This is a genomic window from Stenotrophomonas sp. TD3 (genome assembly GCF_001939825.1).
In the GTDB taxonomy this organism is placed as follows: domain Bacteria; phylum Pseudomonadota; class Gammaproteobacteria; order Xanthomonadales; family Xanthomonadaceae; genus Stenotrophomonas.
This window is the reverse complement of sequence record NZ_MOYM01000001.1, coordinates 1,544,148-1,557,571: the sequence shown is the minus strand read 5'-3', so window position 1 is coordinate 1,557,571 and position 13,424 is coordinate 1,544,148. Positions and strand designations below refer to the sequence as shown.

13 protein-coding genes are annotated in these 13,424 nt (G+C 67.8%); 6 read left to right on the top strand and 7 right to left on the bottom strand.

Annotated elements, in window-relative coordinates; all coding sequences use genetic code 11:
- The first annotated feature begins 166 nt into the window (after positions 1-166).
- From BKE09_RS07375 to BKE09_RS07360, 4 genes are all read left to right on the top strand, one after another.
- Positions 167-823: a hypothetical protein gene (locus tag BKE09_RS07375; protein WP_075675300.1), complete on the top strand. Its 657-nt coding sequence runs from the start codon at positions 167-169 to the stop codon at positions 821-823.
- Positions 820-1,155 (top strand): transcriptional regulator, encoded by a 336-nt coding sequence (locus BKE09_RS07370; RefSeq protein WP_014036072.1) that lies wholly within the window; start codon positions 820-822, stop codon positions 1,153-1,155. The genes BKE09_RS07375 and BKE09_RS07370 overlap by 4 nt, the downstream gene beginning before the upstream one ends.
- Before the next feature lies 1 nt (position 1,156).
- On the top strand, positions 1,157-2,179 hold the full coding sequence (locus BKE09_RS07365) for a M23 family metallopeptidase (RefSeq protein ID WP_075675299.1): 1,023 nt from the start codon (positions 1,157-1,159) through the stop codon (positions 2,177-2,179).
- 377 nt (positions 2,180-2,556) lie between these two features.
- Complete coding sequence (locus BKE09_RS07360; RefSeq protein ID WP_075675298.1) at positions 2,557-4,296, top strand: S8 family peptidase; 1,740 nt, start codon at positions 2,557-2,559, stop codon at positions 4,294-4,296.
- Positions 4,297-4,384: 88 nt separating this feature from the next.
- On the opposite strand, the gene BKE09_RS07355 is transcribed toward BKE09_RS07360, so the two are convergent.
- The 3 genes from BKE09_RS07355 to wrbA form a co-directional block, all read right to left on the bottom strand.
- Complete coding sequence (locus BKE09_RS07355) at positions 4,385-4,870, bottom strand: asparaginase domain-containing protein (RefSeq protein WP_010481766.1); 486 nt, start codon at positions 4,868-4,870, stop codon at positions 4,385-4,387.
- A 79-nt stretch (positions 4,871-4,949) separates the two neighbouring features.
- On the bottom strand, positions 4,950-5,285 hold the full coding sequence (locus tag BKE09_RS07350; protein ID WP_075675297.1) for a DUF2069 domain-containing protein: 336 nt from the start codon (positions 5,283-5,285) through the stop codon (positions 4,950-4,952).
- Positions 5,282-5,875, bottom strand: a complete 594-nt coding sequence (gene wrbA, locus BKE09_RS07345) for an NAD(P)H:quinone oxidoreductase (protein ID WP_012510135.1) — start codon at positions 5,873-5,875, stop codon at positions 5,282-5,284. Before wrbA ends, BKE09_RS07350 begins: the two co-directional genes overlap by 4 nt.
- Positions 5,876-5,952: 77 nt before the next feature.
- Here wrbA and BKE09_RS07340 point away from each other — a divergent pair, with 77 nt between their 5' ends.
- Together BKE09_RS07340 and BKE09_RS07335 are read left to right on the top strand one after the other, a co-directional pair.
- The gene (locus BKE09_RS07340; protein WP_075675296.1) at positions 5,953-7,227 is read left to right on the top strand and encodes a YihY family inner membrane protein; all 1,275 of its coding nucleotides are present in this window, start codon (positions 5,953-5,955) and stop codon (positions 7,225-7,227) included.
- Complete coding sequence (locus tag BKE09_RS07335) at positions 7,224-7,799, top strand: TlpA disulfide reductase family protein (RefSeq protein ID WP_075675295.1); 576 nt, start codon at positions 7,224-7,226, stop codon at positions 7,797-7,799. The genes BKE09_RS07340 and BKE09_RS07335 overlap by 4 nt, the downstream gene beginning before the upstream one ends.
- A 685-nt stretch (positions 7,800-8,484) precedes the next feature.
- Here BKE09_RS07335 and ppk2 read toward each other — a convergent pair.
- From ppk2 to hemA, 4 genes are read right to left on the bottom strand one after another with little or no spacing between them, the layout of a single operon-like run.
- The gene (gene ppk2 / locus BKE09_RS07330) at positions 8,485-9,267 is read right to left on the bottom strand and encodes a polyphosphate kinase 2 (protein WP_075676620.1); all 783 of its coding nucleotides are present in this window, start codon (positions 9,265-9,267) and stop codon (positions 8,485-8,487) included.
- A gap of 46 nt (positions 9,268-9,313) precedes the next feature.
- Complete coding sequence (locus BKE09_RS07325; protein WP_075675294.1) at positions 9,314-11,020, bottom strand: tetratricopeptide repeat protein; 1,707 nt, start codon at positions 11,018-11,020, stop codon at positions 9,314-9,316.
- A gap of 5 nt (positions 11,021-11,025) precedes the next feature.
- Complete coding sequence (prfA, locus tag BKE09_RS07320) at positions 11,026-12,108, bottom strand: peptide chain release factor 1 (protein ID WP_014036080.1); 1,083 nt, start codon at positions 12,106-12,108, stop codon at positions 11,026-11,028.
- Positions 12,086-13,369, bottom strand: a complete 1,284-nt coding sequence (hemA, locus tag BKE09_RS07315) for a glutamyl-tRNA reductase (protein ID WP_075675293.1) — start codon at positions 13,367-13,369, stop codon at positions 12,086-12,088. The genes prfA and hemA overlap by 23 nt, the downstream gene beginning before the upstream one ends.
- Positions 13,370-13,424: the final 55 nt, after the last annotated feature.

Here is a 13,424-nt window from a genome sequence, read left to right as displayed (position 1 = left end):
CCGCACTGAACTGTAGCGTCGAGCCATGCTCGACGGCTCTTCCGGAAAGCCCGTCCCTGTGACGGGCTTTCTGCGTTGTGGGGCCGCCAGGCTGCTGCAGGGGAGTGATTGACGCAAATAGGTTTGCAATGCAAACTAAATTCAAGCGACCCCGATGGAGCATGTCATGCAGCAGCCGTCCGTCATTGATCCTTCCTCGCGCCTGCAGGCGTTGACCCGTGAATACTCGCGTTACTCGCGCAGTGCCGGTGGCCTGTCGGCGATTGCGGGTGGTGTTGCCTGTCTGGCCTCTTTCCTTGCGGGCGCGTTGTTGCCGACCACCCTGGCGCTGCGCGTCGTGCTGATCGCCGTACCGGTGCTGTGGATCGTCGGCAAGCAGTGGCTGGCGCGCCGCTACTACCAGCGTCTGGGCCAGGTCGAGGAGCAGGTGACGCCGGCCGAGCGCAATTTCCAGCGCTTCTTCATCGCCTTCACCGCCTTGGTGAGCGTGCTGGTGATTGGCAGCGTGCTGCCCAGGCTGGCGCCGATGGGCGAGTTGCCCTGGGATCTGCGCGCCATCGGCTATCTGGCCGTGGTGGCGCTGCTGCCCTGGGTGGTGTGGCGCTGGCTGCGTACACCGCTGGAGTTCATCGTGGGTGTGTTCCTGCTCTGCCAGGCCGCGCTGGCCTTCACCGGGCAGGCCTATGGTTTCGGGCTGAGCACTGCGGTGTTCCCGCTGGCGTCCATTGCGCTGATCGTGGTCGGCTGGCGTGACCACCAGCGGTTCCACCGTCTGCAGGCGGAAATGCGCGCGTTCATGGCCGGGCGGACGTTCGTCGAATGACCCGCCTGCCTGATCCGCGCGCGCTGCTCCAGCTCGACCGCCTGATCCACGAACCGGCGCGCCTGCTGATCCTGTCGATCCTGGCCGGCGCCGAGTCTGCCGAGTTCGGTTTTGTTGAACATCTCAGCGGGCTGAGCAAGGGCAACCTGTCCAGCCATCTGAGCAAGCTGGAGGCAGCCGGACTGGTCGCCATCGAAAAGTCGTTCCGTGGCAAGCGCCCGCTGACCACCCTGCAGTTGACGCCGGTGGGGCGCCACGCACTCGCCGAGTACCGCACGCAGCTGGCGGCGATCGTCGCCGGCATTCCTGATCCGGATCGAAAGGACGCCTGACATGACATTGCTCCCGCGCCTGTTTGCAGTTCTGGTTGTTTCCTGCTCAGTTCTCATCGGCGCGGCCACGGCCGCAGATCCGCGCCAACAGGGAGCCACGCTGACCACGCAGTTCTACGAAGGGCACATCGACGCCCTGTGGGAACGGATGACGCCGCAGATGCAGGCGGGGCTGAAGTCCCCGCAGAACCTGGTGGCGCTGCGCGAGCAGGTGCTCGCTGGCTGGGGCGCAGAAACCGAGCTGGTCAGTGAGAAGGTGGAGAAGGTTGATGGATTCGACACCTATCTGCGGCAGGCGCGCTTCGCCAGGAGCGCGGACCTCATCCAGGTGCTGTGGGCCATCGATGCCGACGGGCGGATTGGCGGCTTCTACATCCGCCCGCTACAGACCACGCCGCCGCAGGCCGCTGCGAGCGGATTCCTCGACTACCAGAACCGCACACGGCTGCAACTGCCGTTCAACGATGAATACTTCGTGTTCTGGGGCGGGCGCAGTGTCGAACAGAACTACCACGCCGCCCACGCCGGCCAGCGCTTCGCGATGGACCTGCTGGTGGTCCGCGATGGCCGATCCCATCGTGGCGAGGGTCAGCGCAACGAGGACTATTTCTGCTTTGGCCGGCCGATCCTCGCGCCGGCCGACGGTACGGTGGTGGAGGTGGTGGAGGGCGTCGCCGACAACCGTCCGGGCCAGATGAATTCCGCCCAGCTCACCGGCAACCGTGTCATCCTCGATCACGGCAATGACGAGTATTCGGTGCTGGCGCATCTGCGCCAGGGCAGCGTGCGCGTTGCACAGGGGCAGGTTGTCCGCAGCGGTGCGCACCTCGGTGACTGTGGCAACAGCGGCAATTCCTCCGAGCCGCACCTGCACTACCAGCTGCAGGCCGGGCCTGCGTTCGGCGTCAGCGCAGCGCTGCCGGCGCAGTTTTCCGACTATGTGGCCGATGGCCGGCCGGTCGCGCGCGGCGAACCGGTCAAGGGGCAGCACATCCGCCCTGCCGACGCTGCGCACGCCGAATAGTCCCTGCACTCGAACGGGGCAGCACGATGGCCGCGCCGGTGCTGCGCGGCCATTGGCGTGGAAGTGGACGCCGATGTCGGCAAAGTCATCCGCAGACATGACATTGCCCAGTCAGGTGCGTGCAGGCCGCGAGAAAGTTCCTTCACCTTCACAAACCCTCGACCCGAAAAGTCTCAGATCAGACATTTCATCTTGCTGAAAAGACGCTGAAAATCTTGTGGTGTCCGGTTTTGGTCATTAGCGTCATCTGCACGGCGGATCGATAGGGGGATCCGCTGACTCGCCGGACTTCGAACCTCGCCAACGCAAGCCAGCCCATGGTTCGGGCCGGTGCTTCTGCCGATTCCGGCATTCACACCACTAGAAAGGGAAATACGATGTCCCAGGTAACGCAACCGCGTGTGCGTCGAGTGTGGGTGGTCCTTGGTGCGTCCGTTCTGTCATCGCTGCTGCTGGCCACGCCTGCGCTGGCCGGTGACGTCCAGCTCAGCGGCCTGCAGTCCGCGCCGACGCACCAGCGCTTCATCGTGAAGTACCGTGACGGTAGTGCGCCGGTGGCCAACACCACCGCACTGGCCTCTTCGCTGAAGAGTGCCGCCGCCGGCCTGGCCAGCAGCCAGGGCCGTGCGCTGGGCCTGCAGGAGGTCCGCAAGCTGGCCGTCGGCCCGACCCTGGTCAGAACCGATCGTCCGCTGGACCAGGCCGAATCCGAGCTGCTGATGCGCAAGCTCGCCGCCGACCCGAACGTGGAATACGTCGAAGTCGACCAGATCATGCGTGCGACGCTGACCCCGAACGACACCCGCTTCAGCGAACAGTGGGGCTTCGGTACCTCCAACGCGTCGATCAACGTGCAGCCGGCCTGGGACAAGGCCACCGGCACCGGCGTGGTGGTGGCCGTGATCGATACCGGCATCACCAACCATCCCGATCTCAACGCCAACATCCTGCCCGGCTATGACTTCATCAGCGACGCCGCGATGGCACGCGATGGCGGTGGCCGCGACAACAACCCGAACGACGAAGGCGACTGGTACGGCGCCAACGAGTGCGGCTCGGGCATCCCGGCCTCCAACTCCAGCTGGCACGGCACCCACGTCGCCGGCACCGTGGCGGCGGTGACCAACAACAGCACCGGCGTGGCCGGTACTGCGTTCAATGCCAAGGTCGTCCCGGTGCGCGTGCTGGGCAAGTGCGGCGGTTACACCTCCGACATCGCCGACGCGATCGTGTGGGCCTCCGGCGGCACCGTCAGTGGCGTGCCGGCCAATGCCAACCCGGCCGAAGTCATCAACATGTCGCTGGGTGGTGGCGGCACCTGCTCGGCCACCTACCAGAATGCGATCAACGGCGCGGTCAGCCGCGGCACCACCGTGGTGGTCGCCGCCGGCAACAGCAACACCAACGTGTCCTCGTCGGTGCCGGCCAACTGCGCGAACGTGATCGCGGTGGCGGCCACGACCTCGGCCGGTGCACGTGCCAGCTTCTCCAACTACGGTGCCGGCATCGATATCTCCGGCCCGGGCCAGAGCATCCTGTCCACCCTCAACACCGGCACCACCACGCCGGGCAGCGCCACCTATGCGTCCTACAACGGCACCTCGATGGCGGCGCCGCATGTGGCCGGTGTGGTTGCACTGATGCAGTCGGTAGCGCCGAGCCCGCTGAGTCCGGCACAGGTCGAAAGCACCATCAAGAGCACCGCCCGCCCGCTGCCGGGCGCCTGCTCGGGTGGCTGCGGCGCCGGCATCGTCGACGCCAACGCGGCCGTGGCTGCGGCGATCAATGGCGGTGGCCCGAACCCGGGCGGCAACGTGCTGCAGAACAACGTGCCGGTGACCGGCCTGGGCGCCGCGACCGGTGCCGAGCTGAACTACACCGTCGCCGTTCCAGCCGGCAGCACCCAGCTGCGCGTGGCGATCAGTGGCGGCAGCGGTGATGCCGACCTGTACGTGCGCCAGGGCAGTGCCCCGACCGATACCACCTACACCTGCCGTCCGTACCTGAGCGGCAACAGCGAGACCTGCACCATCAACAGCCCTGCCGCCGGCACCTGGTATGTGCGGGTGAAGGCGTACAGCACCTTCTCGGGCCTGACCCTCAACGCCCAGTACTGAGCCCAAGTCCCTCTCCAAGGGCACGCCCTGGCTTCGGCCGGGGCGTTTTTGTCCGGGTGGGTGCCGACCTTGGTCGGCACGCTGTTCCTCAGACCGACTCGAAACGATTCGCCGCCACGTTCTTGCGCACGTGCTGCGGGTCGAAGATCCGCCCGTTCATCGCGATGTACACGCCGCTCGGCAGCGACTGCACCGCACCGATCGCACAGCCGATGTTGAACTCCGCATCCGAGCCACGGAAGCGTGCCGGGCTCAGTGCGCCGGTCATCACGATGGTCTTGTCCGGGATCGTCGCCAGCACCTTGCCGGTCTGCACCATCGAATCGGTGCCGTGGGTCACCAGTACGTGCCGGGTCGGCTGCGCGGCGATGGTGGCGCGGATCAGTTCGCGGTCCTCATCGTTGATGTGCAGCGAATCCTTGCGCAGGATCGGAATCACGTTGAAGCGGAACGTCACGCCCAGCTCGCGCAGGATCATGCCGATCTGCGGATCGCCGATCTGGTAGTCCGACTTGTCGTCGAAATAGATCTTGTCGATCGTGCCACCGGTGGTGACGACCAGGAGCTCTTCCATCATGTGCATGCGCGAAACCAGGACAGGTACTGCGGCGCGGGGCCAGGAATGCAGATGATACGGCCCTGCGGTCGCAGCGTCAGCGTCGCTTGCCGAAGCGGGCGCGCAGGCCGGGCAAGCTGGCGCTGAAGATCACCAGCAGCGCCAGCGCGATCTCGATCAACGCCAGCCAGCGCGTTTCCGGGTGGCTCCAGGCGCTCATCACGCCGTGGCTGAACCAGCCCAGGGCCAGCACCGAGGCCCAGAAGCCGGCCTTGCGCCAGCCCAGGCGCACGGCGATGGCCAGTGCCAGCGGTGGTGCGGTGAACACCAGCTGGGTCGCCAGCCAGTGCTTGTCATTGATGAACCAGCCTGCGAACAGCGCGGCCAGCCCCATCAGGGCCAGCAGCAGGACCGTGCGCGGCGCGCGGCTCATCGGGCCAACCGCTGCGCGATGTCGGCCACCCGGCGCCCCAGTGCGCGCGCCAGCACGGCTTCGTCGTCGGTCGGCTGCGGGTCGTCGGCGGCGCCGGCCACGTGGCTGGCGCCATACGGCGTGCCTCCACTGGTGGTGTGGCTCAGCGCCGGTTCGGTGAACGGGATGCCGACGATCACGCAGCCGTGGTGCAGCAGCGGCACCTGCATCGACAGCAGGGTCGACTCCTGCCCGCCATGCATGGATGCGGTGGAAGTGAACACGCCGGCCGGCTTGCCGGACAGGGTGCCATTGACCCATTCGGCGCCCAACCCGTCCAGGAAGTGCTTGACCGGCGCGGCCATGTTGCCGAAGCGGGTGGGGCTGCCGAGCAGCAGGCCCTGGCACTCGACCAGGTCCTGCACGCTCACATAGGGGGCGCCATCGTCGGGTACCGGCGGCTGTGCGGTCTGGGTCACGGCGGCCACCGGCGGTACCGTGCGCAGGCGCGCGGTCATGCCCGGCACTTCGCCGATGCCCCGCGCGATCTGGCGCGCCAGCCGTGCCACCGAACCGCCCCGGCTGTAGTACAGCACCAGAATCTCGCCCATCGTGCCCGCTTCTCCTCGTCGTGTGGCTACCAGTATGGCTATCCTGCGAGCATTCCGCATCGGGTACCCTTTCGCCGATGGAACCTTTGGATACGCTCAACCTGTGGATGGAGCGCGCGCGGGATCGCGCACGGGCCATCAGTTTCGGCCGCTTCCTGTGGCATCGCTTCCTCGACGACCGCCTGTTCCAGGCAGCGGCGGCGCTGGCGTACACCACGGTGTTCGCGCTGGTGCCGCTGGCGATCGTGGTATTCGGCGTGCTGTCGGCCTTCCCCGTCTTCGACCGCTGGAGCGATCAGCTCAGCGACTACGTGTTCTCCAACTTCGTGCCCTCCGCGGCGCGTGCGGCCGAGGGCTACCTGCGGCAGTTCTCGGCCAGTGCCGGCCAGCTGACGGCGGCCGGCTTCATTGCACTGGTGGTCTCACTGCTGATCACGCTCAACAGCGTGGAAGAGACCTTCAACCAGATCTGGCGGGTCGGCTCGACCCGGCCCAAGCTGACCCGTTTCCTGGTCTATTGGACCGTATTGACCCTGGGCGCGATGCTCGCCGCCGCATCGCTTGCGGTATCGGCGCGGGTGTTCGCCATGCCGTTGTTCGGTACCCAGGAGGGCCGTTGGTTGGCCGAGCTGGCGCTGCGGCTTGCGCCGATCCTGATCGAGTTCGTCTGCATCACGCTGATGTTCCGGGTGGTGCCGCATCACACGGTGAAATGGCGGCACGCCGTGCCTGGCGCGATCCTGGCGGCGGTCATCCTGGAGCTGGTGAAGTGGGGCATCGGCGCCTATCTGGGCAGCTTCCAGTCCTACCAGAAGCTGTATGGCACGGTGGCCTTCGTGCCGATCCTGCTGCTGTGGATCTACCTGTGCTGGGTGGCGGTGCTGCTGGGCGCGTCGCTGGCCTCATCGATGGCGGCCTTCCGCTACCAGCCGGTTGAGCTGCGCCTGCCGCAGGGGTACGAGTTCTACGGCTTGCTGCGCCTGCTCGGCCGCTTCCACCATGCCCGTGCCAAAGGCAAGGGCCTGGCCGACGATGAAATCCTGCGCCTGGAACCGTTGCTGACCGACTCGCTGCTGCAGGATCTGGCCTGCAACCTGCAGGCGATCGGCCTGCTGCGCCGCGATGAACGCGGCGAGTGGTTGCTCGCGCGCGACCTGGACCAGGTCAGCCTGGCCGATCTGTACGAATGCACCCAGCTGCGCATCCCAGTGGCCGAGCAGCATCTGCCGTACCGCGACGACAGCCTGGGCCGTGCCGCATTGGCGGCGCTGGACGATCTGCGACTGCCCCTGCGTGAACGCCTCAAGCGCAAGGTCAGTGACATCTACACCGATTCCGGAGATATGCCATGACCCGCAAGACCCCGTTGCCGCTGCTGCTCCCATTGACCCTGCTGCTGGCCCTGGCGGCCTGCAAGCCGGCCCAGGAGCCGGCCCCGGCCAGCAGCCAGCCGCCGGCACAGGCGCCGACGCCGGCCACTCCGGCGCCGGTCGAGGAAACCCCGGCCGAGCGCACCACCGCCGAGTTCCCGACGCTGAAGATGAAGGCGGTGGATGGCAGCGACTACGACCTGGCCGCGCATCGCGGCAAGTGGGTGGTGGTGAACTTCTGGGCGACCTGGTGCGCCCCGTGCCGCAAGGAAATGCCCGAACTGTCGGCGCTGCATGCGATGCGCAGCAACATCGAGGTGGTCGGCCTGGCCTACGAGGACATCGAAGCGCCGGAAATGCAGTCGTTCCTGACCAAGCATCCGGTGACCTATCCGATCGTGATCGTGGACCCGTTCGATCCGCCGGCGGACTTCGCCACGCCGCGAGGCCTGCCGTTGACGCACCTGCTGGATCCGCAGGGCAAGCTGGCCCACACCTTCCTTGGCCCGGTGACCGCCGCCGACATCGAAAAGCAGATCGCGGCTGCCAAGTAGTGGGTTGGTCGGCAGGGCCTGAGGCCCTGCACCCGTGGAGGCCAGAGCAACAGCAACGGCAACAGCCGAAGCAAAGGCGGGTCTCCTGAGGGATGGCGGGGTGGGTCCGGTTGCGGGGGCCGCTGCAAGTACGTCCATGTAAGCTCGGTCGCCGCATCCATGCGGCTCACGCTCCCGCAACCGGACCCACCCCGCCTTCGACAGATTTCCGCGATCTGTCGGGACGGCATGGGGTCAGATCCGTTTTCCGAAGGAAAACGGATCTGACCCCAAATGAATCTCGATATCTGACAGATGTGTCGACCAAGGTCGACACCTACCAACAGCCGCAGGGATCTGCCAGAGGCGGGGCGGTGTGGGTGTGCAGGACCGTTGGCGCCATGGGCCCGAGGCATGCCTCGGGCGGGTTGGGCAGGACGCCCAACCCCGGTCTTGCCGTGTGCGCAGGACAGCGCACACGAGCAAGGCGCCATCGAGCCCCCATGGGTGAGGGCGCTTTGCTTGCGAAGCACTGCTTCGCAAGCGCCCGAACGCCCAGCCGCCAGCGGCTGGGCCGGACCCCGGAGGGGGGTTACGGCGTGTCCTGCCCATCCACACCGCCCCGCCATCCCGCGGATAGCCCGCTGTTGCCGTTGCCGTTGCCGTTGCGTTGAGCAGGTGCAGGGTGCAACCCTGCCGAACAACCCTATTCCTCGATCGGGAAGTCCTCGATCGGCTTCAGTACATCGTAGTGCTCGCGATGCAGCTTGCCCTTCAGCTTCGGCAGCTCCGGCAACGGCGCATCGACCCGCGTGTCCGGCAACCGGTCCAGCAGGTTGCGCACCAGGGTCAGTCGCCCCAGCCGCTGGTCGTTGAAATCCACCAGCGTCCACGGCGCCGCCTCGCGATGCGTCGCACGCAGCATCGCCTCGCGGGCTTCGGTATAGGCGCTGTACTTGCTGCGCGATTTCAGGTCGACCGGGGACAGCTTCCAGCCCTTCAGTGGATCGAGATGGCGCTCGGCGAAGCGCTTCTCCTGCTGCTCCTGGTCCACGCACAGCCAGTACTTGAACAGCAGGATGCCGTCATCCACCAGCAGCTGTTCGAACACCGGCGCCTGGCGCAGGAACTGCTGGTACTCGGTCTCGCTGCAGTAGCCCATCACCCGCTCGACGCCGGCGCGGTTGTACCAGCTGCGGTCCATCAGCACGATCTCGCCGGCGGCGGGAAGATGCGAGGCGTAACGCTGGAAATACCACTGGGTGGCTTCGCGGTCGGTAGGCTTGGGCAGTGCCACCACCCTGCATTGGCGTGGGTTGAGATGCTGGCTGATGGCCTGGATCGCGCCGCCTTTGCCTGCCGTATCCCGTCCTTCGAACAGCACCAGCAGGCGTTGCCCGCTGTGCTGCACCCAACGCGCCATCGCAGTCAGTTCCAGCTGCAGCGGCAGCAGCAGTTCGTCGTAGTCCTTGCGCTTGAGCTTGGCCATCATCACACCACGCGGGGAGGAAGCCCGAGCGTAACGCAGGGATCGCTCAGGCGTTGTCGACGCCCTGCCAGCCCTGTTCGCCAGCCAGCTGCTGCAGCATCGCCGACAGGTCGCGGGCAAACCCGGCCATGTCGAACAGTCCACTACGCTCGCGCGCCTGCGCCAGCTCGGCACGCAGCGCGGCCAATGCCGCAGGGTCATTGCCCAGCGCGCTGGCAGTGGCGATGAACGCCGCGTCGTCGGCGACATTCATCCGGGCCAGCCCCAGATGGTGGTTGAGGCTGCCGGCCACGCGCGCGGCGAAGGTGTCGCCCGGGCAGGTCAGTACCAGGCAGCCGGCCCACAGCGCATCGGAGGCGGTGGTGTGCGCGTTGTAGGGATGGGTGTCGAGGAACAGGTCGGCCAGCTGATAGCGGGCCAGGTACTGTGGATGCGGCAGCTTGGCCATGAACACCAGGCGGGCCGGGTCCAGGCCCGCAGCCTGCGCGGCGGTGCGCAGGCGGGTGTCGGCCTGGCCGGGGCCGGACAGCAGCCACAGCACGCTGCCGGGCACGGCCTGCAGCACTGCGAAGGCGCGGCCCATGCTGCGCGGGTTGAGCTTGTAGCTGTTGTTGAAGCAGCAGAACACCACGCCGTGTTCGGGCAGCCCGCACTCGGTGCGGGACGGTGCCGGTTCCAGTACGCGGGTATTGTCCGAGGGCTGGAAGGCGCGTGGCAGGCGCAGGACGCGTTCGCTGAAGTGAGGTTCCAGCGATGCGGGCAGCACGAATTCGTCGGCGACCACGGCATCCAGCCAGCGCGCACCTGATGTGCCGGGGTAGGCCAGCCAGTTCAGCTGCAACGGGGCCGGGCGCATTGCCAGCACCTCGGGCGTGCCGCCGCCGCCCCAGCCGCGCAGGTCGAACAGCAGGTCGATGCCCTGTGCGCGGATGCGGGCCGCGATGTCGGCATGCCGCAGTGCGGCTACCTCATGCAGCCGTGTCGCGGCCTGCAGGCGATCGCGGATGCGGCTGCCATCGGCGCGGTTCAACGCGAACAGGTGCAGCTGCAGCGCCGGGTCATGACGCAGGTGTTCGAGCAGGGCCACGGTCAGCAGCCCGGTGGGATGGGCGCCGAAGCCATTGGAGAGGAAGCCGACGCGCAACGGGCCGCGCGCGCGTACCGTTACCGCCGGCAAGGGCCGAACCGAGGCGGCGATCAGCGAGGCGCGCGCACGTGCGCAGGCCAGCTGCTCGGCAGCGCTGGCGTCTTCGCTGAGGAAGGCGAACGGCTCCACCGCCCCCTGGCCGGAAGCGAGCGCGGCACGTACCTGCGTGGACAACGCGTCCACGTCCTGCCAGTCGCACAGGCGGCGCTGCCAGGCCAGGCGCTGGGCGGCGATGTAGGGTTCGTCCGGCATCAGCGTATGTGCGCGGCGATAGGCCGCCGCCGCGCCTTCGGCATCGTCGGCATCTTCCAGCGCATGGCCCAGCCACAGCGCGATGCCCGGGTGCTGCGGGGCCAGTGCCGAGGCCTGGCCAAGCAGCTTGGCCGCGTCGGCATGCGCGCCGGCCATCCAGGCCACGCGACCCAGCCGTGCCAGTGCTTCGGGGTGGTTCGGGCGCAGCTGCAGCGCACGTCGTGCGGCCTGCTCGCCGGCGGCGATGTCGCCGGCTTCCAGTTCCAGGTCGGCCAGCATCACCCAGGCGACGAAATCGCCGGGCTGGCGTGCGATCGCCTGCTGCAGGTGCTGTCGCTGTTGCCAGGCCGACATCGTGCTCAGCCCGCCGAAAGCTGGGCCAGGGCGTCGACCTGGTGCTCGTGGCTGAGCCGCTGCAGCAGCGGGTCGAGGTCGCCGGCCAGGATGTTGGGCAGGTCGTACAGGGTCAGGCCTTCCACACGGTGGTCGGTGATCCGGCCCTGCGGGAAGTTGTAGGTGCGGATGCGCTGGCTGCGGTCGCCGCTGCCGACCTGCAGCCGCCGCGATTCGGCCTGCGCGGCGTCCTGGCGCTGACGCTCGGCATCGAGCAGCTGCGCTTTCAGCCGCTTCATCGCCTTGTCACGGTTGGCGTGCTGGCTGCGCTCGGTCTGGCACTCCACCACTACGCCGGTCGGCACGTGGGTGATGCGGATCGCCGACTCGGTCTTGTTGACGTGCTGGCCGCCGGCACCGGACGAGCGGAACGTATCCACCTTCAGGTCGGCCGGGTTGATGACGATGTCGTCGACTTCGTCGGCCTCGGGAATGATCGCCACCGTGGCCGCCGAGGTATGGATGCGGCCCTGCGACTCGGTGGCCGGCACGCGCTGCACGCGATGCGTGCCCGATTCGAACTTCAGGCGTGAGAACGCGCCCCGGCCGACCACGCGCGCCACCACTTCCTTGTAGCCGCCATGCTCGCCGGGATTGTCCGATTCGATCTCGACCTTCCAGCCCTGGCGCTCGGCATAGCGGGCGTACATGCGGAACAGGTCGCCGGCGAAGATCGCGGCTTCGTCGCCGCCGGTACCGGCGCGCACTTCCAGGAACAGGTTGCCTTCGTCGCGCGGATCGCGCGGTACCAGCAGCAGCGCAAGCTCCTGCTCCAGTTCCTGCAGGCGCGCCTGCGCAGCAGCGATTTCCTCGTCGGCCAGCTCGCGCAGGTCGGGGTCGGCGCGCATGCCTTCGGCGGCGGCCAGGTCGGCCTTGGCACGGGCTTCATCGGCCAGTGCAGTGGCGACCGGTTCAAGTTGGGCGAATTCGCGCGAAAGGTCGCGGAAACGGGTGTTGTCGGCGACCACATCGGGTTCGGCGAGCAGGCGTTCCAGTTCTTCGCGGCGCTCGGCCAGCGCTTCCAGCTTACGGCGCAGGGTCGGCGTCATCGGGTCTCACGGGTGGGTGGCGGTAACCCGGCGTGGCCGGGAACAGGCGCTCGGCGGCGCGGGTCAGGTCAGCATCGCCACTCAGCGCGGCGGCGCGCAGTGCGGCGGTCGGCGGATGCAGCAGTCGATTGGTCAGGCCATGGGCCAGAAGTTCCAGCACTTCGTCGGCCGGCTTGCCGTTGGCCAGCTGCTGGCGCGCGCGCTCCAGCAGTTCGGCGCGGGTGGCTTCGCCGAACGCACGCAGCTGCCGCAGCGGCGCCTGGTGGGCGCTGGCCTGCTGGGTCTCGACGAAGCGCGACACCTGCAGGTCGATGATCGCCTCGGCCTCGGCGGCGGCCTCGCGGCGGCCACGACGGTTGTCTTCCACTGCGCGTTCCAGGTCATCGACGGTGTAGAGGAAGGCGTCGTTGAGCGTGCCGACCTCGGCTTCGATGTCGCGCGGCACGGCCAGGTCGAACAGCAGCATCGGCTTGTGCCGGCGCGCGCGCAGGGCCTTGGCCACCATCTCGCGATGGATCACCGGTTCGCGCGCGGCGGTGGCCGAGAACACGATGTCGGCCTCGCCGAGGTGGCGGTCCAGTTCGGTCAGCGGCAGGGCCACGCCGCCATGGCGGCTGGCCAGTTCCTGCGCGTGGGCAAGGGTGCGGTTGGCGATCAGCAGCCGCCGCACCTTGCCCTCACTCAGGTGGCGTGCAGCCAGCTCGATGGTCTCGCCGGCACCGACCAGCAGCACGGTGGAGTCATCCAGGCGCGCGAAGGCGTTCTGCGCCAGGCGCACCGCCGCCGAGGCCACCGACACCGGGTTGGCGCCGACCTGGGTATCGGTGCGCGCACGCTTGGCTACCGAGAAGGTCTGCTGGAACAGGCGGTCCAGGCGCTGGCCGAGCAGGCCATGGTCACGCGCGGTCGACCAGGCATCCTTTACCTGGCCGAGGATCTGCGGTTCGCCCAGCACCATCGAGTCCAGCCCGGTGGCGACCCGGAACAGGTGGCGCACGGCCTCGGCATCGGCATGCTGGTACAGGTAGCCCTGCAGGTCGCCGGCCTGGCTGTGCAGCCACTGGTCCAGCGCCTGTGCCGACTCGGCCACGGCGTACAGCTCGGTGCGGTTGCAGGTAGACAGCAGCACTGCCTCGGCGATCTGCGGGGTATCGCGCAGCGAGCCCAGCGCACGCGGCAACGCCTCACCGGCGAAGGCCGCGCGCTCGCGCAGCTCCACCGGTGCGGTCTGGTGATTCAGTCCGAGCACCCACAGGGTCATTGTTCAGTTGCTTGCGATAAGCTGCTGGCCATTGGACGACATTTTAAGGCCCCGA